The 24,345-nt window shown below is 71.6% G+C and carries 19 protein-coding genes; 15 read left to right on the forward strand and 4 right to left on the reverse strand.

Annotation, left to right across the window (positions count from 1 at the left end):
• The first annotated feature begins 31 nt into the window (after positions 1-31).
• From ACFQU4_RS16075 to ACFQU4_RS16095, 5 genes are all read left to right on the forward strand, one after another.
• Positions 32-1,330, forward strand: coding sequence for a cytochrome P450 (locus tag ACFQU4_RS16075; RefSeq protein WP_377493589.1), 1,299 nt, complete (start codon positions 32-34; stop codon positions 1,328-1,330).
• 18 nt (positions 1,331-1,348) lie between these two features.
• Complete coding sequence (locus ACFQU4_RS16080) at positions 1,349-1,690, forward strand: iron chaperone (protein WP_377493591.1); 342 nt, start codon at positions 1,349-1,351, stop codon at positions 1,688-1,690.
• 134 nt (positions 1,691-1,824) lie between these two features.
• On the forward strand, positions 1,825-2,709 hold the full coding sequence (locus tag ACFQU4_RS16085; protein WP_377493593.1) for a phytanoyl-CoA dioxygenase family protein: 885 nt from the start codon (positions 1,825-1,827) through the stop codon (positions 2,707-2,709).
• Positions 2,710-2,727: 18 nt separating this feature from the next.
• Positions 2,728-5,028, forward strand: coding sequence for an FdhF/YdeP family oxidoreductase (locus tag ACFQU4_RS16090; protein WP_377493595.1), 2,301 nt, complete (start codon positions 2,728-2,730; stop codon positions 5,026-5,028).
• Positions 5,029-5,076: 48 nt separating this feature from the next.
• A complete protein-coding gene (locus ACFQU4_RS16095) occupies positions 5,077-5,790 on the forward strand; it encodes an NAD(P)-dependent oxidoreductase (RefSeq protein ID WP_377493597.1) in 714 nt (237 codons plus the stop codon).
• A 32-nt stretch (positions 5,791-5,822) separates the two neighbouring features.
• Here the strand turns inward: ACFQU4_RS16095 and ACFQU4_RS16100 are convergent, their stop codons facing one another.
• Complete coding sequence (locus tag ACFQU4_RS16100; protein ID WP_377493599.1) at positions 5,823-7,493, reverse strand: methyltransferase domain-containing protein; 1,671 nt, start codon at positions 7,491-7,493, stop codon at positions 5,823-5,825.
• 51 nt (positions 7,494-7,544) lie between these two features.
• On the opposite strand from ACFQU4_RS16100, the gene ACFQU4_RS16105 reads away from it, so the two are divergent.
• The 4 genes from ACFQU4_RS16105 to ACFQU4_RS16120 all read left to right on the forward strand — a co-directional run bounded on the left by ACFQU4_RS16105 (position 7,545) and on the right by ACFQU4_RS16120 (position 12,913).
• On the forward strand, positions 7,545-8,489 hold the full coding sequence (locus ACFQU4_RS16105) for a peptidyl-tRNA hydrolase (protein WP_377493601.1): 945 nt from the start codon (positions 7,545-7,547) through the stop codon (positions 8,487-8,489).
• Between the two features lie 10 nt (positions 8,490-8,499).
• Positions 8,500-11,148, forward strand: a complete 2,649-nt coding sequence (locus ACFQU4_RS16110; protein WP_377493603.1) for a GNAT family N-acetyltransferase — start codon at positions 8,500-8,502, stop codon at positions 11,146-11,148.
• A 65-nt stretch (positions 11,149-11,213) separates the two neighbouring features.
• Positions 11,214-11,792 carry a DUF5998 family protein gene (locus ACFQU4_RS16115; RefSeq protein WP_377493605.1) on the forward strand — a complete coding sequence of 193 codons (579 nt, stop codon included), beginning with the start codon at positions 11,214-11,216 and terminating at the stop codon, positions 11,790-11,792.
• A 5-nt stretch (positions 11,793-11,797) separates the two neighbouring features.
• Entirely contained in the window at positions 11,798-12,913 is a 1,116-nt protein-coding gene (locus tag ACFQU4_RS16120; protein WP_377493607.1) for an alkaline phosphatase family protein, read from the forward strand.
• 2 nt (positions 12,914-12,915) lie between these two features.
• Here ACFQU4_RS16120 and ACFQU4_RS16125 read toward each other — a convergent pair whose 3' ends face one another.
• Positions 12,916-13,479, reverse strand: a complete 564-nt coding sequence (locus ACFQU4_RS16125; RefSeq protein WP_377493609.1) for an ArsR/SmtB family transcription factor — start codon at positions 13,477-13,479, stop codon at positions 12,916-12,918.
• Between the two features lie 86 nt (positions 13,480-13,565).
• Between ACFQU4_RS16125 and ACFQU4_RS16130 the strand changes: the two genes are divergently transcribed.
• Genes ACFQU4_RS16130 through ACFQU4_RS16140 form a run of 3 tightly spaced genes read left to right on the forward strand, consistent with a single transcriptional unit; the run spans position 13,566 to position 16,188 of the window.
• Positions 13,566-14,183 carry a GNAT family N-acetyltransferase gene (locus tag ACFQU4_RS16130; protein ID WP_377493611.1) on the forward strand — a complete coding sequence of 206 codons (618 nt, stop codon included), beginning with the start codon at positions 13,566-13,568 and terminating at the stop codon, positions 14,181-14,183.
• Positions 14,180-14,929 (forward strand): DinB family protein, encoded by a 750-nt coding sequence (locus ACFQU4_RS16135; protein WP_377493613.1) that lies wholly within the window; start codon positions 14,180-14,182, stop codon positions 14,927-14,929. The genes ACFQU4_RS16130 and ACFQU4_RS16135 overlap by 4 nt, the downstream gene beginning before the upstream one ends.
• Positions 14,926-16,188, forward strand: coding sequence for a VOC family protein (locus ACFQU4_RS16140; RefSeq protein ID WP_377493615.1), 1,263 nt, complete (start codon positions 14,926-14,928; stop codon positions 16,186-16,188). The genes ACFQU4_RS16135 and ACFQU4_RS16140 overlap by 4 nt, the downstream gene beginning before the upstream one ends.
• A 609-nt stretch (positions 16,189-16,797) precedes the next feature.
• On the opposite strand, the gene ACFQU4_RS16145 is transcribed toward ACFQU4_RS16140, so the two are convergent.
• Both ACFQU4_RS16145 and ACFQU4_RS16150 read right to left on the reverse strand, forming a co-directional pair.
• Positions 16,798-17,019: a hypothetical protein gene (locus ACFQU4_RS16145; RefSeq protein ID WP_377493617.1), complete on the reverse strand. Its 222-nt coding sequence runs from the start codon at positions 17,017-17,019 to the stop codon at positions 16,798-16,800.
• 51 nt (positions 17,020-17,070) lie between these two features.
• On the reverse strand, positions 17,071-17,682 hold the full coding sequence (locus tag ACFQU4_RS16150) for an ATP-binding protein (RefSeq protein WP_377493619.1): 612 nt from the start codon (positions 17,680-17,682) through the stop codon (positions 17,071-17,073).
• 236 nt (positions 17,683-17,918) lie between these two features.
• Here ACFQU4_RS16150 and ACFQU4_RS16155 point away from each other — a divergent pair, with 236 nt between their 5' ends.
• Genes ACFQU4_RS16155 through ACFQU4_RS16165 form a run of 3 tightly spaced genes read left to right on the forward strand, consistent with a single transcriptional unit; the run spans position 17,919 to position 24,338 of the window.
• A complete protein-coding gene (locus tag ACFQU4_RS16155; RefSeq protein ID WP_377493621.1) occupies positions 17,919-22,667 on the forward strand; it encodes a hypothetical protein in 4,749 nt (1,582 codons plus the stop codon).
• Complete coding sequence (locus ACFQU4_RS16160) at positions 22,664-23,650, forward strand: hypothetical protein (RefSeq protein ID WP_377493623.1); 987 nt, start codon at positions 22,664-22,666, stop codon at positions 23,648-23,650. The genes ACFQU4_RS16155 and ACFQU4_RS16160 overlap by 4 nt, the downstream gene beginning before the upstream one ends.
• Positions 23,651-23,663: 13 nt before the next feature.
• Positions 23,664-24,338 carry an alpha/beta hydrolase gene (locus ACFQU4_RS16165; RefSeq protein ID WP_377493625.1) on the forward strand — a complete coding sequence of 225 codons (675 nt, stop codon included), beginning with the start codon at positions 23,664-23,666 and terminating at the stop codon, positions 24,336-24,338.
• Positions 24,339-24,345 lie beyond the last annotated feature (7 nt).

Raw genomic sequence — 24,345 nt, forward strand, 5'->3', positions numbered from 1 at the left:
CCATGTTGTCGTCGCGAGGGAGTGATGCAGCATGTCGGTTCTGGAGCAGGTCGGCGGCGGGGTACGGGACGCGGTACGGGCCGTGGCGATGGCGGGGTTGCGGGCCCGGGGTGACCTGCTGGGGGAGCTGATGGCGCCCCAGATGATCACGGATCCGTACCCGATGTATCGGCGGCTGCGGGAGGCCGGGCCGGTGGCCCGGACCGCGATGGGGCCGCTGACCACCCGGTACGCGATCTGCGACGGGTTGCTCCGGCACCCGGCGACGGTGACCGGCACCAGCCGCCGCCGCGAGATCACCGCCGGCACCGGGCGGGTCCAGCAGTGGCTGTTCGGCAGCCCGTCCCGGGACGGCCTGGTCGACCCGACCGGCCCGGATTCCATGATCAGCAAGAACCCGCCGGACCACACCCGGCTGCGGAAGCTGGTCAGCAAGGTGTTCACGCCGGCCTCGATCGGCGCCCTGAAGCCGCGGCTCACCGAGATCGCCGCTGGGCTGGTCGACCGGGCCCGGACCGCGCCGTCGTTCGACCTGATGCGTGAGGTCGCCGGCGTCTTCCCGGTGCTCGCGATCTGCGAGGTGCTGGCGATCCCGCAGCCGGACCACGAACGGTTCCGGCAGTGGGGCAGCGATCTTGCGGCGGACCTGGACGCGATGGCGCCGGCCTCGAAGCAGCTGGCGGCGAACCGTTCGCTGGCGGCGCTGCAGGTCTACTTCCTGGACCTGTTCGAGACCCGCCGGGCCGCCCCGGGCGACGACCTGGTGTCGAAGCTGATCGCGGTCGAGGAGGAGGGTGACCGGCTGACCGCGGACGAGCTGCTGGCGACCTGCATGCTGCTGCTGTTCGCCGGCTTCGAGACCACGGTCAACCTGATCGGCAACGGCACCCTGGCCCTGATCCGGCACCAAGATCAACTCCAGTTGCTCCGCGATGATCACGACCTGGTCCCGGGCGCGGTGGAGGAGCTGCTCCGGTTCGACCCGCCGATCCAGCTCAGCTCGCGGGTGCCGACCGAGGACGTGGAGATCGACGGCGTGCTGCTGGAGGCCGACCAGCCGGTATCGCTGATGCTGGCCGGCGCGAACCGCGACCCGGCCGTGTTCAGCGACCCGGAGACGCTCGACATCACCCGGTCCAACGCCCGCAAGCACCTGTCCTTCGCCGCCGGCCCGCACCACTGCCTCGGGGCAGCGCTGGCCCGGCTGGAGGCTGACATCGTGTTCCGGCTGCTGCTGGAGCGGATCGGTGATCTCCGGCTGGCCGGCGAGCCCCGGCGCCGGCCGACCTTCGTCCTGCGCGGCCTCACCTCGCTGCCCCTGCACAGCTGACCGGCAGGGTTGCTGATCATGGTCACGTTCGCGACGGTCGAGGACTACCTGGCGGCGCTGCCGGAGGAGGTGCGGCCGCTGCTCGCCGAGGTGCGGGCCACGATCCTGCGGGCGTTGCCGGACGCCGCCGAACGGATCAGCTACGGGATGCCGACGGCGACCCTGGACGGGCGCAGCGTGATCCATTACGCGGCCTGGAAGACGCACCTCTCGGTGTACCCGGTGCCGGCCGGTGACGCCGACCTCGAGCACGAGCTCGCCCCGTACCGGTCCGGGCCGGGCACCCTGCGCTTTCCGTTGGGGCGGCCGATTCCGTACCAGCTGATCGGGCGGGTCGCTCTGCTGAACGCGGGCCGTTGACGCGACCCAATATCTGCGATTCGGCAGGCGGCACGTCTCGACCACGGTACGGACGCGGGCGATACTGGACCGGACGGCGATGTTGATCATGATCAGGGTGATGATCATGACCGGGTACGGCGAGGGAGCCGATCATGGGCAGGCAGGCGGAGGAGATCAGCGAATCGGTCGACCGCGGCGGTGGCGACTACGATCCCGGGCTCTACCGGGCCGCCGAGTCCGTACCGGCGGAGCCTTTCGGGGGTCTGTCCGACGGCCTGCGGGACCGCTATCGGCGGGATGGGTTCCTGTCCGCCGGCGGGCTGATCGACGAGCGCCGGGTGGGCGAGGCGATCGCCGGGATCGACCGGCTGATCGGCGGGGGAGTGCCCGGGTTCCGCGGCATCCAGTGGGAGGCCGGGGTCAAGGGCCGGCTGGCCGACCTCGACCTGGAGCAGCGCCGGCACGCGGTCCGCAAGCTCGTCTACTACGTCGATCATGAACCGCGGCTGCACTCGATCGCGCACGACCCGGCGATCCTCGCGCTGGCCGCCGACCTGCTCGGCGCGGAGCCGGAACTGTTCGCCGACCAGGCGCTGCTGAAGCCGCCCGGGATCGGCCGGGAGAAGCCGTGGCACCAGGACGTCGCCTACTTCGACGTCCGGCCCGGAGCTCCGGTGGTCGGGCTGTGGATCGCCCTGGACCGTACCGATCCGGGCAACGGCTGCATGCACGTCATCCCGGGCAGCCATCGCGCCGGGCCGGTGCCGCACTTCAGCCGGCGCGACTTCCAGCTCTGCGACACCGACGTGGCCCGCGACAGTGTGGTCGCGGTGCCGCTGGACCCCGGCGGCTGTTTGATCTTCGACGGCCTGCTGCACCACGGCACCCCACGCAACACGTCGGAGCGCAGACGGTGGGCGTTACAGTTCCACTATGCGCCGGCGGAGGCGATCTGGCGGTCCCGGGACGAGCGGGCCGCCTATCGGGAACGACGGCTGGCCGTCTTCGGCGGCGACGGACTGGACGTGACCTGCTGACGAAGCGGAGGTGAGCCCGTGGCGAAGGATGCACCGGTGCCGGACCAGGGTGATGCGAACCTCAAGATCAAAAAGCCGAAGCGCTGGGCGGCCGGCGTGCCCGGGGTGGCCGCGGCGCTGCGGATGAGCCAGGAACAGATGGGGGTACGGCGCAGCGCGCTGACCCTGCTCCGGGTGAACCAGCCGGACGGTTTCGACTGCCCGGGCTGTGCCTGGCCGGAGCCGCAGCACACGCACACCGCCGAGTTCTGCGAGAACGGCGCCAAGGCGGTCGCCGAGGAGGCGACGCTGCGCCGGGTCACGCCCGAGTTCTTCGCCGAGCACTCGATCGCCGAGCTGGCCACGAAGTCGGACCACTGGCTCGGGGCGCAGGGCCGGCTGACCACGCCGATGTACAAGCCGGCCGGAGCTGATCATTACCAGCCGATCTCGTACGCGGGCGCCCTGGATCTGATCGCGGACCGGCTGCGCGGCCTGGACGACCCGGACCAGGCGATCTTCTACACGTCCGGCCGGACCAGCAACGAGGCGGCGTTCTGCTACCAGCTGTTCGTCCGCAACTTCGGCACCAACAACCTGCCGGACTGCTCCAACATGTGCCACGAGTCGAGCGGTTCGGCGCTCACCGAGACGCTCGGGATCGGCAAGGGCACGGTCACCCTGGACGATCTCGGCCGGGCCGAGTTGATCATCATCGCCGGGCAGAACCCGGGCACCAACCATCCGCGGATGCTGACCGCGCTGGAGCAGGCCAAGCGCGGCGGTACCAAGATCATGGCGATCAACCCGCTGCCCGAGGCCGGGCTGCTCCGGTTCAAGAACCCGCAGCGGCCGAGCGGCGTGATCGGGTCCGGCACCGAACTGGCCGACCTGTTCGTGCAGCTCCGGTTGAACGGCGACCTGGCCTTCTTCCAGGCCCTGGGCAAGCTGGTGCTGGAGGCCGACCGGGCCGGCCGCGGGGTGCTCGACACCGACTTCATCGGCCGCCACACCGACGGCTTCGAGGACTACGCCGAGGCGCTGGACCGGCTCGACTGGGCCCAGGTGCTCCGGGCCACCGGGCAGACCCGGGAGCAGTTGCAGCAGGCGGCCGAGCTGGTGCTGGGCGCGAAGTCGATCATCGTCTGCTGGGCGATGGGACTGACCCAGCACAAGAACTCGGTGCCGACGATCCGGGAGATCGTCAACCTGCTGCTGCTCGGCGGCAACATCGGCCGTCCCGGCGCCGGGGCCTGCCCGGTCCGCGGGCACAGCAACGTGCAGGGCGACCGGACGATGGGGGTCTACGAGAAGCCGGCCGAGGCGTTCCTGGCCGCGCTGGACACCGAGTTCGGGATCCGTACGCCGCGCGAGCCCGGCCACGACGTCGTCGACGCGATCCGGGCCCTGCGGGACGGTACGGCGAAGGTGTTCCTCGGGATGGGCGGCAACTTCGTCCGGGCCACGCCCGACACGGCGCTGACCGAACGGGCGATGGCCAACGCCGACCTGACCGTCCACGTCTCCACCAAGCTGAACGGCTCGCATGCCTGTGTCGGCAAGGAAGCGCTGATCCTGCCGACCCTCGGCCGGACCGAGCGGGACCGGCAGCTGACCGGTGATCAACGGGTCACCGTCGAGGACTCGATGGGGATGGTGCACGCCAGCCGGGGCCGGCTGGTGCCGGCGTCCGACGAGCTGCTCAGCGAGGTGGCGATCGTCTGCGAGCTGGCCCGCCGGACGCTGCCCGACTCGCCGGTGCCGTGGTCGACGTTCCGGGCCGACTACGACCGGATCCGGGACCGGATCGCGCGGGTGGTGCCCGGGTTCGACGACCTGAACACCAAGATCGACAACCCCGGCGGCTTCCCGCTGCCCAACGGGCCGAGGGATTCCCGGACCTTCAACACCGCGACCGGCAAGGCCCGGTTCACGGCGAACCGGCTCGAGGTGCTCGAACCGGGACCGGGCCGGCTGATCTTGCAGACGCTGCGCTCCCATGATCAGTACAACACGACGATCTACGGCCTCGATGATCGTTACCGGGGCATCTCCGACGGCCGCCGGGTGGTCTTCGTGAACCCGGATGATCTTGCCGACCTCGGCTTCGCCGACGGGCAGCTGGTCGATCTGGTCTCCGAGTGGCCGGGCCCGGACGGGCTGGAGGAGCGGCGCGCGGAGCGGTTCCGGGTAGTCGCCTATCCGACCGCGCGGGAGTGCGCGGCGGCGTACTTCCCGGAGGCCAACGTGCTGATCCCGGTCGATTCGACCGCCGAGATCAGCAACACGCCGACGTCGAAGTCGGTGATCATCCGGCTGGAGCCGGCGACACTCACCTGACGGTGCCCCGATCTGGCGGCACACGAGATCGCTGCCATCGATCGTGCCGTGGCGGCCAGCCCGGTGATCATCGCTTGCCTGACCGGCTACGACGCCACCCTCTCCGCCCTTGAACCGGCCACCGGCACGCTCCGCGACCGGACCTTGATCACGTTGAACAGCGGCACTCCGGCCGGGGCCAGGAGGATGGCCGGATGGGCTGCGGCACAGGGTGCCCAGTTCCTCGACGGTGCGGTCAAGAACGTGCCGGAGGCGGTCGGCAAGCCCGAGACACTGCTCTACTACGGCGGCGACCGGGCCGTCTTCGACCGCAACGTCGAGCTGCTCCGCGCTCTCGGCGGCGACACTGTGTTCCTCGGCGAAGAGGTGGACCTCGCGAAGCTGTTCGAGTCGGCCGTCGGCGGCACGCTGCTGCCGGCGCTGTTCGGCTTCTTCCAGGGCGCGGCGCTGGTCACCGCGCGCGGATTGCCGGCTGCCTCGCTGATCCCGTACACGGTGAAGTGGCTGGAGATGATCGGGCAGGTGCTGCCGAGCCTCGCCGAGCACATCGACACCGGGGACTACAGCAACCCGGCGTCCGCGCTCGGCCTGTTCCACGAGGCCATCGCGTACGACGACGAACTGGCCCGCGAATCCGGGGTCGACTTCTCCTGGAACACGCCGATGCACGAGTTGTTGATCAAGGCCGCCGAGCTCGGTCACCGCGACGACAGCATCGCCGTGCTGACGGAGCTGCTGCGGGGCTCGTCAGGAAGGTCTTGAGTGAATTTCCGCCGCGACTGACCGGCGAGAATTCACTGGCGACGGGTGCTCAGCCGGGCGAGCAGGCGGAGCAGGGCGGGGTCCTCGGTGCGGTAGGGGGAGAGGCCGGTGCCCTCCTCGCGGTCGAGGACGGTCCAGCCGCGGTCGGCGAGCTGGCTGATCATCTGGTCCGGCGGCGGGAACCGGCGGACCGAGCGGAAGTTGGCCTTGGGGCGGTTCCGGTCGGCGTCGGTCCGGAGTTCGAGGGCCAGCACGTCGCCCGGCCGGCCGGACCCCGCCAGCCGGTCGAGCAGGGTGAGCCAGTCGGGTTCGGTCAGCGTGCCGGCCAGGCCGCGGGCGTAGTGGAGCAGGGGTGCGTCGGACTCTCCCCGGGCCTGCCGGAGCAGGGCGGTCAGGGCGCCGGCGTCGTTGAGGTCCGCCTCGGCGAAGTCCGCCGCCGCCTCCTCGGTACGGCCTCGGGCGAGCGCCACCGCGGCCGGGATGCGGTCGATCCCGAGCACCGACCGCCCGCCGGCGGCGAGCAGCCCGCTGTCCCTCCCGTCGCCGCAGCCGAGGTCGACGGCGCGACCGGGCAGGTCCGGATGATCAAGGACCCAGCGGGCGAACGGCGACGGCGGCAGCGGGTCCGGCCGGGCGTAGAAGTCGGTCCAGTAGAGCCGGTCCTGTTGATCATGGTCGAGCAGGGCCCGGCTCTCCCGGGTGGTCCGGGCGGTCAGCCAGCTGAAGCCCGGATCGGGCACCCGCCAGCCCGGGCCGTAGAGGTGCTCGACGACCGCCGCCGGGACGGCCGGCACCAGCACCGGGCGGCCGGCCAGCGTCGCCGGCTGCAGCGGCTCGATCGCGGAGACCGGTAACGGCGCGGAGCCGACGCTGCCGAACGGGAAGCCGACGCTGCCGTCCGGCCGGCCGACCAGATGGAACAGATCGATCTGGGCCGTGCCGGAATCGACGTCCTTGATCGCGAGGCAGGACGCCTTCGGGATCACCTGGAATCCCTTCCGGACCAGCGATTCGGCGATGGTGATCAACTGCTGGGCGGCTGCGGCCGGGTCCGGGTGCCGGGCCAGGTAGGCGCAGTCGAAGTCGCGATCATGATCGATGAAACCATGATCGCGGACGTGGCCGAGCAGGGTGCCGTAGCCGAGGAAGGTGCGCAGGCCGAACTCGGCCTCCAGCTGCCGGTGCACCGCGGCGTGCAACCGCAGCACCTGGTCCTGCCAGCCGGTGTCGATCACCTTGCCGAGCTGGATCTTGCCGCCCTGGCCGAAGATGTGGCCGGACCGCAGCAGCGTGATCAACTCCTCCGGCGTGGACAGGCCGTCGGTCTTCGGGTGGTAGCCGTAGCTGTTCCGCACCGACAGCAGGATCGGCCGCTCGCCGTACCGGACCGAGACCGTGTCCGTGGTCCGGGCGAACCGCCAGAAGTCGTACAGCACGAACCGGAACCGGCGGCGTTGCAGCCCGTCGGCCGGGCCGGGTTCGGGGTGCGCGACGACCTCCGTCGCGGCCACGTCGTTCAGGCACAGGGACACCCGGCACGCCGGGGTGTCCGGCGGCACCAGGAGCCAGCCGGCGACCTCCTGCCGGGTGAAGGTCTCCACCAGCGCCCGGTCGGCCGGATGCCCGGCGACGGTCCGGTCGCGGACCATCCGGCGCCGCACGCCGCCGAGCAGCGTCCGCAGGGTCCGGCTCCGTCGACTCACAGGCGCCGAGGGTAGCGGTGAACGATGAGAGCCCGATGCCAGGATGGGGGCGTGGTGATCGGACAGGCGCTGGAACCGTTGCGACGTCGCTATCTGCACTGGCTCGGGCTCTCCGGCGACGAGATCCTGGACGACCGCGACGAGGCCACCGAGGACATCCGGGCGATGCAGTTGGTGCTCCGGCTGGAACGGACCGCCGAGCCGTCCTGGCACGCGGCGGCCGGACTCGCGGCGACCGCGGCGGCCCGGCTCTGCCTCGATCCGCGGGCCGAGCCGGGCGGGCCCTGGGCCGAGGCGATCGCGGCCTACTGCGCCGGGCACATCCGCAAGGTCACCCGGCGGGCCCGTGGCGCCCACTGGGCCGCGCTGGCCGACCTGCCCGGGATCGCCCTGGCCGACGGCGACACCGAGGTGATCGCCCTGCTGCCGGGCCGGATCGCCGAGCTGGACAAGCGGGTGGCGCGGCTGCAGGTCGGTGGTACGGATCTGCCGGTGGACGAGGCGCCGGCCTTGGGCCCTTCGACAGGCTCAGGGCGCGTGGGGGAGTTGGGCTCAGGGCGCGTGGGGGAGTTGGGCTCAGGGCGCGTGGGGGAGTTGGGCTCAGGGCGCGTGGGGGAGTTGGGCTCAGGGCGCGTGGGGTTGCGGTTGTGGGTGCCGCCGGAGCCGGTGATGACGCTGGGCAAGACGATGGCGCAGACCGGGCACGCCGGGATGATCGCGGCGGCACTGCTCGCCGACGAGGATCCCGAGACGCTGGCCGCATGGGCGGCCGCCGGTTGCCCGGCCACGGCGCGCCGGGTCGACGCCGCCGGGTGGCAGAAGCTGCTGGAGCGGTGCGCCGACGCCGGATCGGCCTGGCAGGACCATCGGCTGCTCGCCGTACGCGACGCCGGGTTCACCGAGATCGCGCCCGGGACCATCACCGTGATCGCCCAGTTCGAGGATGAGAGCCAGATCTCCCTCGCCGACTCTCGTGATCCGGGTGGAGGCGAATAGGCTCAGCGATGTGTCAGCGGCACAGCAGAGCGGCAATCCGCCGGGTTACCCCACGCAGTGGGAGGCCGACGTGCTGCTCACCGACGGTCGGGTGGCTCGGCTGCGCCCGATCAAGCCGAGTGACGCGAACCTGCTGGTCGAGTTCTACGACCGGGTGTCGCCGGAATCGAAGTACCTGAGGTTCTTCGCCCCGTACCCGCGCCTGAGTCAGCGCGACGTGCAGCGGTTCACCGAGGTCGACTACGTGGACCGGGTGGCATTCATCCTCACCCTGGGCGAGCTGATGATCGGCGTCGGCCGGTACGACCGGATCGAGAACGACCAGGCCGAGGTGGCGTTCCTGATCGAGGACGCGCACCAGGGCCGGGGGATCGCGCAGCTGCTGCTGGAGCACCTGGCCGAAGCAGCCCGGGAGCGCGGGATCACCAAGTTCATCGCCGAGGTGCTGCCGGAGAACCGGCGGATGGCGCAGGTGTTCGCCGACGCCGGCTACCGGGTCTCCAAGGACGTCGAGGACGGCGTGCTGTCCGTCGAGTTCCCGATCCTGCCCACCGACACCTCCGTCGGCGTGATGGAGCGGCGCGAGCACCGGGCCGAGGCGGCGTCGATGCGGCGGCTGCTGACCCCGGAGCGGGTGGTCGTGCTGGGCCGCGGCAAGCGGGTGCAGGGCCTGGTCAATTCCCTGCTGAGCGGTGGATTCCGGGGTGAGGTGATCGCCGTCAGTACGGACGCCACGGCCGTCTCCGGCGTCCGTACCGCGACGTCCATCGCCACCATCGAAGGGTCGATCGACCTGGTCCTGGTGTCCATCCCGACCAACGAACTCGGCGCGGTCGTGATCGACGCCGCGCACAAGGGCGCCACGGCGATGGTCGTGCTCACCGGCACCGACTCCACCCAGGACAACCGGACCGTGGTCAGCCTGGCCCGGGCCTACGGCGTCCGCGCGCTCGGCCCGGACGCGCTGGGCCTGATCAACACCGACCCGGCGGTCGGGCTGAACGCCAGCCCCGGGCCGATGCCGCGGACCGGTGGCGTCGGCCTGTTCTGCCAGTCGGCCGCGGTCGGCGTCGCGCTGATCAACCGGGCGCTGCGGCAGCAGATCGGGCTGTCCTCGTTCATCAGCTCGGGGGCGTACGCGGACGTCACCGGCAACGACGTGATGCAGTTCTGGCAGGACGACGGCGCGACCCGGGCCTGCCTGCTGACGCTGGACTCGCTGGGTAACCCGCGCAAGTTCTTCCGGATCATCCGGCAGCTGACCCGGACCAAGCCGGTGGTCGTGTTCGCGCCCGGCCAGGCCCGCCGGTCCAGCCACATCGGGGTCCGCGGCGGCCTCGGCCACGCACCGGAGCAGGCGGTCGACGCCCTGTTCCGGCAGGCCGGCGTGATCGTCGTGCACCGCCGCGGTGCCATGTTCGACATCGCCAAGATCGCCGCCCGGCAGCCGCTGCCGGCCGGGCCGCGGGTCCGGGTGATCGCGAACTCGGCGACCCTGGTCCAGCAGCTGACCCATACGGTGACCGCGGTCGGGCTGCTGGCCGGCGGCGACCCGGTCGTGCTGCCGGGCGACGCGGGGCCGGAACGCTACGCGGAGGCCACCCGGGCCGCGCTGGCCGACGACGGCTGCGACGCCGTCGTTTGTGCCGCGGTGGCGATCTTCGACAGCGGTACGGACGCGATCCACGGCGCCCTGGCCGAGCTGGCGGCGGAGGCGAAGAAGCCGCTGGTCGGCGTCTTGATCGACTTCCACGAACACTCCGACCTGGACGACGGCGGCGACGACGACAAGCCGGGCGGACTGCCCACGTTCGACGCGCCGGCCGACGCCGTGCAGGCGCTGTCCGCCTTGAGTGCGTACGCGCACTGGCGGGAACGGGATCCGGGCGCGGTGCCGCTGCTCGACGTCGACGAACTGGCCGCCAAGCGGGTGGTCAACCGGGTGCTGTCCCGGGACCGGGCCGGCCGGGAGCTGACCGGGCCGGAGGCGACCGCGCTGCTGTCCACGTACGGGATCTCGCTGGTGCCGCGGCACCGGGTGAAGAGCCTGGACCAGGCGACCGAGGTGGCCGCCCGGCTCGGCTGGGACGTCGTGCTGAAGGCCCGCTCCAAGGCGGTCCGCGGCCGGCCGGACCTGGCCGGGGTCTACCGGAACCTGGACACTCCGGAGGCGCTCCGGGACGCCTGGGCGGAGCTGGGCGAGCTGACCGCCGAGCTCGGTCTCGGCGGCGACCCGGTGGTGGCCGACCCGGTGATCCAGGCGATGGCGCCGCCCGGGGTCCCGTTGATCATGACCAGCCGGGAGGACGCCGCGTTCGGGCCGATGCTGTCGCTGGGCCTGGACGGGATCGCCAGCGAACTGCTCGGCGACACCGTCTACCGGGTGCCGCCGCTGACCACCGCCGACGCTGCAGCGATGGTGCGCGACCTGCGCGCGGCGCCGACCCTGTTCGGCCGGGACGGCACCCAGGCCGTCGACGTGACGGCGGTGCAGGACCTGCTGCACCGGCTGGCCCAGCTCGCCGATGACGTACCGCAGCTGGCCTCGGTCCGGCTCAGCCCGGTGATCGCGTCGGTGACCGGCGTCCACGTGCTCGGCGCCCGGGTGCTGATCGCCCCGACCAGCGATCAGCGCGATCCGATGGCGCGGACTCTCTGAGTCCGACCTCTCCCAGCCCGACGGCCGGTCCGAGGCCGCCGCGGATCCATGGCAGGATGACCGCCATGAAGGTGAACTCCGGCACCCGAAAGGGCCTGCGCGCCGAGATCGACGCCAGTGGGTACTTTCCAGAGCTGGTCGAGGATTCGGTCCTGTTGGCACTCGGCGACGAGGAGCTCATCGACTTCGTGGTGCACCACGCGCCCACGTTCTCCGGCGACGAGATCCACCGCCACGTCACCGTCCTGGCGCTGACCCCGACCCGGCTGATCGTCGGGCACACCGATGATCATCCGGCGGACCCGCCGACCGACGGGGCGTACGCGTCGGCGTCGACCGAGTCGATCCGGCTGACCAAGATCAACAACGTGGTGGTGACCCGGGTGGTGTCCCGGCCGGAGCACTACCACGGCGCTCCGGACGCGGTGGTCGAGACCTGGTTGACCATCGGCTGGGGCGCGATGAACCGGCTCGACCTGGAGCCGGCCGGATGCAACGATCCCAACTGCGAGGCCGATCACGGCTACACCGGCAATCTGACCTCGGACGACCTGACGGTCCGGATCAGCGCCGCGATCGAGGGGTCGGAGAGCGTCGCCCGGCTGGTCCAGTTCGCCACCAACCTGCAGCGAGCGACCTCCTGAGCTCGATGATCATTCCGCGCTACGGCTCCGCGACCCTCGCCGAGCTGCTTCCCGGGCTGGCCGCCCACCTCGGCGTTCCCTCCTATGACAGCGATCCGCTGGACCTGCCCGACGCGCAGCGCTATGTGCTGATCGTCGTCGACGGGCTCGGTGATCAACTGGTCCGGCGGGCGATCCGGCAGGCGCCGTACCTGGCCGGGCTGCTGGACCGGGCCCGGTCGATCACCTCCGGGGTGCCGAGCACCACCGTGACCAGCCTGACCTGCCTCGGCACCGGGAGGCCGCCCGGCCAGCACGGCATGGTCGGCTGGACGGCGCGGGTGCCGCAGACCGGGGAGATCTTGAACCACCTGTTCTGGGAGTCGGCGGTCGACCCGGAGTCGTACCAGGCGCTGCCGACGATCTTCGACCGGGCCAGCGCGGCCGGGGTGGCGACGACGACCGTCTCGCTGGACCGCTTCACCGACAGCGGACTGACCCGGGCCGCCCTGCGCGGTGCGGAGTTCCGCGGCTTCCGCGATGAAGATGATCTTCGTGGCCGGGCCGAGCTGGTGGCCCGGGCGGCCCGGCGCGGCGACCGGAGCCTGGTCTACGCGTACGAACGGCGGCTGGACCATGCCGGGCACGCGCACGGCGTCAGCTCGCACGACTGGCACGGCGCGCTGACCGACGCCGACGCGCTGTGCCGGGCGATCCGGGACCGGCTGGACGACGACGTCCGGGTGATCATCACGGGTGATCACGGCATGATCGACGTCCCGAATGATCACCGGATCGTGATCGAGGACGACCCGGAGCTGGACGCGGGCGTGACCGACGTGGCCGGCGAGGGCCGGTTCCGGCAGCTCTATGTCGATCATGATCGGCCGGAGGCCGTGGCGGCCCGCTGGCGGGACCGGCTCGGCGACCGGGCCTGGGTCCGGACCCGGGACGAGGCGATCGAGGAGGGCTGGTTCGGACAGGTCGATCCGTTGATCAAGGAACGGTACGGCCACGTCGTCGCCGCCTTCCGGGACGACTGGGCCGCGATGACCCGCCGGATGGAACGCGAGATGGGCCTGATCGGCATGCACGGCTCCCTCACCGAGGCCGAGATGGTCGTGCCGCTGTTCGTCGACTGACCTCAGGATCCTTCGGGGAGTCTGGGGAACTCGGTCGGATAGAACGCGACCAGGAAGGCGTGCGCCGTGCCCTGCTCGCTGCGGGGGAGTTGGGAGAACTCGCTGACCAGGTCGAGCACGCGGTCCCAGAACGCCTCGGCGTCGGCCTCGTCGATCCAGGCGTGGCGGCGGATCGCCCGGAGCGCGTCGGCGGCATGCGCGGGCGTCGTCTCGGCGGCCCAGTCGGCCATCGGGTTGGGGATCAGGGCGGTCTGTTCGGGCGTGATCCGGCCGACCCCGAAGAGCCGGGCCGTCCTTCCGTAGAAGCGTTCCTGCTGGCCCCGTACGGTCTGGGTCCGGACGACCTTGATCATTCCGGCCTCGGTCAGGAGCCGGACGTGATAGGCGACCGTGCCCTTCGGCCGGCCGACCGCGGTGGCGAGCTCCTGGATCGAGGCCGCGCGGTCGAGCAGCAGCTGCAGCAGGGTGCTCCGGAACGGGTCGAACATCGCCCGGAGCTCCTGGTTCGACGTGACGATCCGTACCTCGTCGAGCTCGTAATCCGGCACCTGCTGACTGGTCGACACGTCGCGATGACTCCACTACGATCACTGTTTGAAAGAGTTCAAACAGTACCGGGTCCAAGGACGGATCCGCTACCGAGGGGTACTCGATGCCAGACGAACCGGCCCTGCCGTACACGGTCCGCGCACTCGACGGCACGACCTGGGACGCCTTCGCCGAACTGGTCGAGCGCAACGGCGGGGTGTTCGGCGGCTGCTGGTGCATGGGCCACCATGCGATGGAGAACGGCGAGACCTACCGATACCAGCGGTACGACAAGCGGGCCAAGAAGGAGGAGCTGGTCCGGTCCGGCCGGGCCCACGCCGCACTGGTCTTCGACGCGGACGGACTGGCGCAGGGCTGGGCGAAGTACGGCCGGCTGGCCGAGCTGCCGATCATCGAGCACAACCGGCCGGCGTACCAGGCCGATCCGCCGCCGGCGCCGGACTGGCGGATCACCTGCTACTACACGGACAAGCGGCATCGCCGGCAGGGGATCGGCCGGGCCGCGTTGGCCGGCGCCCTGGAGCTGATCGCGGCGGACGGCGGCGGCCTCGTCGAGGCGCTGCCCGAGGCGACGGCGGGGCGCGTCGCGCACGGCCGCTTCCTGTACCAGATGGTCGTCGAACTGTACGAGGAGTACGGCTTCCGGCGCGTCCGCCAGATCGGCAAGCACCGCTGGATCGTCAGCCGGGACGTCGCAGCGACCAACCAGAACGGGGGATGATCATGACCGACTTCGACGGCGAGGACCTGCAGGGTTCCCTTTTCCACAAGGTGAAGCTGTCCGGCGCCAGGATCCGGCGCAGCGACCTGGCCGGGGTGGTGATGCGGGCGGTGAACGTCGACGGTGCGGAGATCGACGCGCCCTGGCTCTACGACGGCACGCTGATGATCAACGACGTCGACGTGGTGCCGCTGGTCGAGGCCGAACTCTGCCGCCGGTTCCCCGGCCGGGCCGAGCGCCGGGCCGCCGATCCCGACGGGCTCCGCGCGGCCTGGGCCGCCCTCGAACAGGCCTGGGCAGTGATCATCGAACGGGTCGCGACGATGCCCGACGGGACGGTCGACATCTCGGTCGACGACGAGTGGTCCTTCGCCGAGACACTGCGGCACCTGGTGCTGGCCACCGACATGTGGCTCGGCAAGGCCGTGCTGAAGCGGGAGCAGCCGTTCCACCGGCTCGGCCTGATGAACGCCGACTCCGCGAAGGAGTTCCCCGGCGTGTTCGCGACCGAGCAGCCGAGCTACCCCGAGGTGCTCGCGGCCCGGGCGGACCGGGTCGGGATGGTCTGCGACTTCCTCGCCGACGTGACCGCGGAGCAGCTGGCCGAGCAGCGCCCGAATCCGCACGAGCCCGACTACGCCGAGACCGTACGTTCCTGCCTGCACACGATCCTCGAGGAGGAGTGGGAGCACCAGCGTTATGCGGTCCGTGATCTTGATCGGATCGAGCAGGGCGCACCGGCATGAGCGTGGACGAGCCGCGACGGGTGGGCGGCTGGGACTTCCAGGACGCGGCCCCGGACTGGCGGGTGCTCAGCATGTCGGGCACTGGGGCGTGGTTCGACGCGCCCTCGTATGACGGCGGGATCGCCCTGGCGCGGCGGATCGTGGACTTCGCGGACTCCTGCGGCGTCACTCCGAGCCTTGACCTGCGGGCGTCCGGAGTGCAGGTGTGGATCCCGTACGGCGAGGGCCTGGACACTGCCAAACTCTCTTTCGCACAAGGGATCTCGGCGGCTGCCCGGGAGCTCGGCCTGACCTCGGACCCGTCGGTGCCGCAGAACCTGGAGTGGGGGATCGACACGCTGGACAAGCCGACTCTGCTGCCGTTCTGGCAGACCCTGCTCGGCTATGAGGAGATCGAGCTGGACGACCTGGTCGACCCGCTGCGCCGGGATCCGCGGGTGTGGTTCTACGAGGCGGCACCGCGGCCGCTGCGCAATCGGATCCACTTCGACGTCGCCGTACCGCGCGAGGTCGCACGGGACCGGGCCGCCGCGATCAAGGCCGGCCCGGACTACGCACCTGATCATGGAAAGGCCCTGCTCCGGGACGCCGAGGGCAACGAGGTCGACTACATCCCGGCCGGCGGGCTCGGCCTCGATCCGGACACTGCGGACTGGTGGCTGCCGTTCGGTGGCATGGTGTTCTACCCGACTGATGATCTTGGGCTGGCGGTGGACCTGGCCGGCCGGGTCGCCTCGACGTGTGACGAGGTCGGGCTGCCGCTGCTGATCGACCTGCGGCCGAGTGGAGTCATGATCGACACCGGCAAGGACCAGTGGGAGGACCAACGGTTCACCGAGACGGCGCGCCGGGTCCAGGCGCACGCCCGTGAGCTCGGCCTGGCCGCGGATCCGACCCGGCTGCGGTTCTTCCAGGTCTGCATCGACGCGGTCGACATCCCTGCTGTACGGGCGTTCTGGCGGGCCGTGCTCGGCTATGTCGACGACCCACGCGAGTTCGTCACCGACATCGGCGACCCGCGCCGGCTGAACCACCCGATGATCTTCCAGCAGATGGATCCGGACGACACCGCCCGGCGGGAGCAACGGAACCGGATCCACCTCGACCTCTATCTGCCCCATGATCAGGTCGCCGCCCGGATCGACGCCGCCCTGGCGGCGGGCGGCCGGTTCACCCGAGAGCCGGGCGGCACCATCGCGGATCCCGAGGGTAACGAGGTCGACATCGGCCGGCGCCTCGCCGACCCGACGCCCGGCTAGCCCCGATATTTCGTGATCTTGGTGGCGAAAGATCGAGGCTGGCTAACTGGAGTCGAAGACCGGGTTCCGTTCGCGCAGCTGGACCTGGAGTTCGATCTCAGGGCTTCGACTCAAGGCCGGAGCGCCCCATGTCACGTCCAACCGAAGATCTTGCGGTTACGTGTCGGGCGTCCCGATCAGGCCTTCACTGAGTGGACGATTTGGGCCGGGCCAGGGCCGCAGCGGCGGTTTTTCCGTCCACTCGGCGAGTCTTGCTTCCCGGCCGTAGGAGATCCTGCGGTCGCGCGGTCGGCGAACTCGCGGCGGCGGGTTCGCGGGTTCCGAAGACGTCCCTGAGCTCAGCCTGTCGAAGGGCGAAGCCCCGGATCCAGCCCCCACAGCCAGGATCGTCTCCCGCAGCAGCAGCACGCCCGACGACGAAATCCACGACTGACGAGCCGAATCAAGAACCAACCGGCCCTCGGTTACCCTTCACCTGCGCAGTGCCTACCTCTTGGACGATTTAACGACTTAGACAATCGCCAGTCTTCCAAGCAGGACAGGCACTTCCGTGCTTTCAACCCCAGGTGTAGCCACCAAGATCACGAAATATCGAGGCTAGCGCGGCTGTCAGGGCCGACTGCCAGGATGGGCCATCGGCGGAATGAGCGAACTCTGGCCGGTGCTGCCGGCGTTCCTGCTGTCCGTCGTCGTGATCACCGCGACGCCGGGCCCGGCCTTCGCACTGATCGTGCGGCGGTCGGCGCTGCGCGGCCGGCGGCACGCGGTCGCGACGATCATCGGGCTCGAGTTCGGGCTGTACGCGTGGGCGCTGCTGGCGGCTGAGTGCACCTGGCTGACTGTGTCACCCCGAATGGCCCAGGAACCGGTGTGGGAGGTGGCTCAGCTGGGTGCGTCGTCGAGTGAGACTCGCAATGAGCTGAATGCCGAGCGGTCTGACGGCCGGAGGGACCGGTGGGTATCGGTCGGGGTTTCGAGGGTGAAGGTGACGGTCGTGCCTGTCGTGCCGTCGTCGGCGATCTCAATGAGCTCGGTTGCGGGCATCCCGTGGTGATAGGTCTGGATCCAGCCGCCTGAAGCCCGGCGGTTCTGGTGGATCAGTGTGGAGCTCAGCGCCGCGACGACGGACATTCCCCATCGCGGGAGTCCGTCGGGAAGTACCGAGCGATCCGGGTTGTCGAAGAAGCGGACGTCTCTGGTCGCCATGACGGGCTTGCGGATGATGTGTCCCTGAGGGGTTCGCCGGGTGTCGGTTCCCCTGCCGTCGTCGCGGATCGACACCGACCCGTCTGGTCGAACGGTGACGGTGGCCGTGCCCACTCGACCGGCTGCGGTTGCTTCGTCGGCGGCGTAGGCAAGCACCTCCAGCATCATGTGCCGTAGACCGCCTTGGGCATAGATGGCGGGATTCTGGCGGATGTGCTCGAGGTGGTCCTCGTCGACCGAGATGGCCCAGTCGTGAGTTGTGACGACCCAGGCAGCGTTGTTGTCCACGCCCCTAAGTTTAGGAATCGGCGCTCGGGTGCACCTTCGTCGTGACCGGCGCCGGTCGGACTCACGCGGTGATCTCGTTGCTGCGTTCGCCGTTGTGGAAGGTACGCGCGATGAACGACGTACCGACTGCGGCCCGGATCTCGGCCGGGGACGGAGGCGCAGGTCTGTCCCGCGAGCGGTGTCGGCGGTTGCTGCCAGGATGTGCGGATGGATCGCGACCGGCCGCGAGGGACCGGATGACGCGCCCGAGGGGGCGCGTCCTCGAGGTGCGCGGTGCGGCGGAGCACAATCTGCGTGACCTCGAGGTGACGTTCGGGCCCGGGCTGACCGCGGTCGTCGGGGTCTCCGGGTCGGGGAAGTCGTCGCTGGCGTTCGATGTCGTCTACGCCGAGGCGCGGCGCCGGTTCGTCGAGTCGCTGGCGCTCGGGGCGAACCGGGTGCGGGTGCCGGCCGCACGGGTTCGGAGCATCGACGGGCTCGGGCCGGCGGTGGCGGTCGCCCAGAACGTCCTCAATCGCAACCCTTCTTCGACCGTGGCGTCGTCGGTCGGGCTGCATCCGTTCCTGCGGATCCTGTACGCGCGGTTCGCCGAGGTCGGCTGTCCGCGGTGCGGGCTGGCGGTGCGGGCGGTGTCGGATGAGGAGCGGCTCGCCGTGGCGCTCGACCTGCTCGAGGAGACCGACGGGCTGGACGTCGAGGTCGCGGTGGTCCGGGGCCTGACCGGCAGCCACGCCCGGCTGCTCGCGGGGCTCCGGGACCGGTTCGACGTGATCACGGTCGACGGCCGGCCGTGGCCTAAGACGAGCCGGGCCCGGCTCGACCCGGCGGCACCGCACGACGTGGCGGTCCGGGTGACGACCCTGCGGCGGGGGATGGCGGTCGCGGAGGTCCGGGCCGCGCTGGAGCAGGCCGATGGGCTGGGCCGGCCCGAGGTCCGGCTCGGCGGCACCCCCATTCTGCGGGCCCCGGTCTGCCCGGGCTGCGGGGCCTGGGTTCGGCCGCTCGGACCGGCGGCGTTCGGCGACGGTACGGACACCTCGTCGCACCGGATCGCCGGCCTGACGCTGCCGGAGTTGATCAACCGGCCGGTGACCGACGTCCTGGAGTTCGTGGAGCGATTCCCGGCCACGCCGCGGTCCCGGCGGATCCGGGACGAGCTGCTGCGCCGGCTGCGTCCACTGGTCACGCTGGGCCTCGGCCACCTCGCGCTGGACCGCCCGATGCCGACGCTGTCCCGCGGCGAGGCGCAGCGCACCCGGCTCGCCGTCGTCCTCTCGGGTCGCCTCGAGGACCTGCTGCACGTGCTCGACGAGCCGACCATCGGCCTGCACCACAGCGACCTGCGGCGGCTGCTCGACGCCATCGTCGAGCTGCCCGGGCCGGTGCTGATGGTCGAGCACGACCCGGCGGCGATCGCGCTGGCCGACGACGTCGTCGAGATCGGACCGGCCGGCGGCGCGGCCGGCGGCCGGCTGGTGTTCCAGGGTCCGCCGGCCGAACTGTGGCGGGCCGACACCGCCTCCGGGGTCGGCTTCTCCGCCCGGACCCGCCGGCCCGCGCAGCGTCGCCGGCCGGTGCCCGACGCCCGGATCCGGATCGGCGGCGCTCACGTACACAATCTCCGCGACGTCGACTGCGAACTTCCGGTCGGCGCACTCACGGTGATCACCGGACCGTCCGGGGCCGGCAAGACGACCCTGGCCCGCGAGGTGCTGCTCGCGTCGCTGCGCGAGGGCGGCCCGGTCGGGTGCGGGACCTTCGAGGCGCCGGTGATCCGGTCGCTCGCCGTCGACCAGGCGCCGCTGGGCAACAATCCGCGGTCGAACCCGGCCACGTACACGAAGGTGTTCGACCGGATCCGGGACGTGTTCGCGGCCGGGACCGGCCGGTCGGCGACAGAGTTCACCTTCAATCGGTCCGAGGGCGCCTGCCCGGCCTGCGAGGGGATGGGCGCCGTCGAACTCAGCCTGCGCGACGTCGCGCCGGTCTGGGTGCCCTGCGAGGAGTGCGAGGGCCTGCGGTTCCGGCCGGAGGTGCTGGCGGCGACCTGGTCCGGGCTGTCGATCGCCGACGTGCTGGCGGCGAGCGTCGACGACGCCCGGGCCGTATTCGCCGAGCACCCGGCGGTCGCCCGGGTGCTGGACACCCTGATCGAGGTCGGCCTCGGCTACGTCACCCTCGGCCAGCCGTCGCCGAGCCTGTCCGGCGGCGAGGCGCAGCGGGTCCGGCTGGCGCGTGAACTGACCAAGGCCAAGGCCGGCGACCTGGTGCTGCTCGACGAGCCGACGACCGGCCTGCACCCGGCGGACCTGGACCGGCTGCTCGCCGTACTGCACCGGCTGACCGACCGGGGCTGCACGGTCGTGGTCGTCGAGCATCAGCCCGACGTGATCAACGCCGCCGACTGGCGGATCGAGCTCGGCCCGGGCGGCGGGCCGGACGGCGGCCGGCTGCAGCACTGCGGCCCGCCCGAACCCGAACGGCGGCCCCGACCCCGACCACGGGCCGCGCCGCGATCGGGCCGGCGGTCGAGCGACCTGCTCCGGATCCGCGGCGCCCGGTCGCACAACCTGCAGGGCGTCGACGTCGACTTCGCCAAGGGGCGCTACACCGTGGTGACGGGCGTTTCGGGGTCGGGCAAGACGTCGCTGGTCCGCGACGTCGTCGCGGCCGAGGCCAACCGGCGGCTGCTCGAATGCCTGTCGGTCTACGAACGCCAGTCCGTCCGCGAGGGGCCGGAGGCGCCGGTCGACTCGCTCACCGGGCTCGGCCCGACCATGATCATCGACGCCGGCGGGACGAATGCGCCCTGGTGGTCGACCGACGGACGCGACGCCGCCCGCGGCACGGTCGCGCAGGCCGGCGACCTGGACCGACTGATCGCCGTGCTGCTCGCCCGCAGCGGGGAGCGGACCTGCCTCGACTGCGGCGGCACCGACGTCGGCCGTACCTCGCCGGCCGCCGGCGCCGCCTGGACCTGCCGCGACTGCGGTGCCGACGCCGTGCCGATCGAACCGCGGCACCTGGTCGGGTCACCGGCCACGCTCTGTCCGCACTGCCTGGGGCGCGGCGTGATCCGGCGATTCCACTTCGACCGCTGGGTGGTCCGGCCGGACGAAGGCATCTGCGCCGGCTGCTTCCGCGGCACCAGCGGCGGACCGTCGGCGATGACATCGGCCTCGCTGGCCCTGTTCAGCTACTTCTGCAAGCCGAGCACCGGCGGCAACGCCTCGTTGCGAGCGTTCGCCGACCGGCACGGGTTCGACCTCGAGACCACGCCGTGGTCGGCGTTGCGCGAGGAGACCCGGCAGGCCTTCCTGTTCGGCGAACCGTCGTCCACCAGCGAGTTCTCGCTGGACGCCTGGATCGGGATGAACCACTGGGCCCAGAGCGACCTCGGCGGCGCGGAGACCACGGCCAGCCCTTGTCCCGAGTGCGACGGCCGACGGCTGCGCGCCCCGTACCTGACGCTGCGGTTGGCCGGCCGCGACCGGCACGACCTGTTCTCGGCATCGATCGGCGAGCTCGCCGAACTGCTCGACTCGCTGGACGAGCCGGACGACCGGCCGGCGGCGGAGGCCCGGTCCGTGGCGCTGCACCGGCTCCGGTTCCTGCGCGCGGTCGGGCTCGGCTACTTGCAGCTGGATCGGGCGGCCTGGACGCTGTCGGCCGGGGAGGCGCAGCGGATCAAGCTGGCGGCGGTCCTCGGCGCCGGGCTGGTCGGCATGACCGTGCTGCTCGACGAGCCGTCCCGCGGGCTGCACCCCTCGGAGGTGGGTGCGGTGGTGCGCTCGCTCGCCGAACTGCGGGACGCCGGCAACACCGTGATCGCCGTCGAGCACGACCCGGCGATGATCCGGGCGGCCGACGAGATCGTCGAGGTCGGGCCGGGGCCGGGCCGGGCGGGCGGCCGGATCGTCGACCTCGACAGCGACGAATCGGTCACCCGGCCGGTGCTCGACGGCCGGTTCACCATCCCGGGCCGCGACCGGCGGCGCGAGCCGGCCGGCCGGATGCGGGTCACCGGTGCCCGCGAGAACAACCTGCGCGCCCTGGACGTCGACGTTCCGCTCGGCGTCCTGGTCGGCGTCTGCGGAGTGTCCGGCTCGGGCAAGTCCTCGCTCGTCGTCGACACGATCGCGCTCGGCCTGGACCGGCCGAAGACCGGGGTGCCGGGCCGGGGCGTGATCCGGGTCCAGCCCGGTGCGCACGACACCATCGCCGACCCGCCGCCGCGGACCGTGGTCGCCGACCAGTCGCACGCCGAAATCGCCTCGCCGGGGATGTTCCTCGGCCTCGTCGGAGCGGTCCGGAAGGCCTTCGCCGCAAGCGAAGCGGCCGTCGAGGACGGGCTCAGGGCCAAGGACCTCAAGTACGGCTGCGACGCCTGCAAGGGGCGCGGCGTGTGGACGGAGGGCCTGGCCTTCCTGCCGTCCGTGACCCAGCGTTGCGACGCCTGCGCCGGCTCCGGCTACCGCCGCGAGATCGCCGCGCTAGTCGAACGAGGACGTACCCTCGCGGAGTTCGAGGCCCTGACCCTGGCCGAACTGGTCGAGGAGTGGGGCGATCTGCCCGCCGTGGGCCGGGCCGGTGGCGCGGCGCTGGAGCTCGGCCTGGGCTATCTCGTCGTACGGCAGCCGGGCTGGAGCCTGTCCGGCGGCGAGGCGCAGCGGCTGAAGCTGGCCAAGGAACTCGCCCGGCCGGCCAAGACGGGCACCCTCTACCTGCTCGACGAACCGACCGTCGGGCTGCAGGCCACCGACGTCGCCGCCCTGGTCCGGGCCCTCGACACGATCGTCGACGCCGGGAACAGCGTGCTCGTCGTCGAGCACGATCCACTGCTGCTGGCCGCCTGCGACTGGTTGATCGAACTCGGACCGGGCGCCGGGCCGGATGGCGGCATGATCATCTTCGAGGGCCCGCCGGAACGCCTGGCCACCGCCGGGACCCCGACCGCGCCCTACCTCGCGGAGGTGCTCAGATGATCATGAACGCGTTGCTGCTCGGCGACCCGTCCCCGGCGCTGCGTTGGCGTACGGCGGTCGAGCTGGACGGCGCCGACGAGGACGACGCCGAGGTCGCGGCGTGGCGCGCCGAACGTGATCACGGCGAGGAGATCGGCGACTTGATCACCGGGCTGGAGGCGGCCGGGGCGGACGTCCGGAAGGCCGGCTACCTGCTCTGCCGGCTGGCGTACCTGGGCTATCGCGGACCGGCGCTGGCCGACGGAGCCGACATGATCTTCGCCCGGCAACGCGGCGACGGCTCCTGGTCGGACGCGCCGCCCGGCGACGACGGCCCGCGCTTCGTCACGATGCAGACCGTGCTGCCGTTGCGCGGGCTCGCCGCCGCCGGGTACGCCACCGACCCGCGCGCCGAACGGGCCTACGCCTGGCTGCTAGGGGTCCGGCTGCCGGACGGCTCCTGGCCGGCCGGTCCGAAGGGCGACCTCGGCAAGGGGAACCGGGCGGTCACGCCGGAGATGGAGTACCGCCGGCTGACCCGCGGGCTCGGCTGCCGGTCGGCGACCACCGGGGCCGTCGCCTGCCTGGCGCTGCACCCGGAACGGCGCCGCTCCGACGAGGCCCGGATCGGCGTCGACCACCTGCTGGCCCGGGAGACCCGCGACGACGCCACCCTCGGCTGGGAGGTGGCGCGGCTGGTCGGGCTGGAACGGGCCCTGGGGCAGGTCACCTTCTACGCGACCTTCGACCTCGCCTTCCTGCTCGACCTCGCGTCGCGCTGCGGCGTCTCGGCGGCGGACCGGCGGGTCCGGGCGCTGGTCGGCCACCTCGAATCACTGCGCGGACCGTACGGACTCTGGCAGCATCCGACCCACCCGCAGCTGTCCGGCTGGCTCACCTTCGACCTGGAGAGCAGCCTGCGCCGGCTCGGCGACGGCGACTGGGTCGGCAACGAGGAGCCGGCCACCTTCACGCCCTACCGCCGCGGCGCGCGCCGCCACTGAGCAGCAGAGGAGCATGATCATGAACGCAGCCGGTGAGTTCGTCACCGAGGACTTCGGCTACGACGGCGGCCGGCAGGTCACCGTCTATGTGCCGCGGCGGCCGCCCGAGGCGATTGTGTACGCGGGCGACGGCCAGGGGATCTCGCAGTGGGGCCCGGACCTGGAGGCGGCCGACGTGCCGCCGACGATGGTGGTCGGCGTGCACCGGACCGACGACCCGGACGAGATGGCCCGGATCAAGGAGTATTCGCCCCAGTTCGACGAGGAGATCTTCGCCGCGCACGAACGGTTCTTCGTCGAGGAGGTCCGGGCCTGGGTACGGACGCGCTTCGAGCTCGACCTGCCGGCCGAGCGGACCGCCGTCTGCGGGGCCTCGGCGAGCGGGGAGCTGGCGCTGGTCCTGGGGCTGCGACACCCGGACGTCTACGGCGCCGTCTTCTGCGCCTCGCCGGGCGGGATCCATCCGCCCGCCGACCTGCCGAGCAGCTATCCGAGGACGTACCTGCTCGGCGGGACGGAGGAGCCCTGGTTCCTGGAGAACGCGACCCGCTGGGCCGACGCGCTCCGGGTCGCCGGGGCGGACGTGATCATGCAGGAACGTCCTGGCGAGCACGGCGGCGACTTCTGGCGGACCGAGTTCCCGCTGATGGTCCGGTGGGCCTTCGGCGACGGAGCCGTCGTGCGCTGAGCCTGTT

Origin of the sequence: Microlunatus sp. GCM10028923, from assembly GCF_042666975.1 — a bacterium.
Taxonomy (GTDB): domain Bacteria; phylum Actinomycetota; class Actinomycetes; order Propionibacteriales; family Propionibacteriaceae; genus Microlunatus.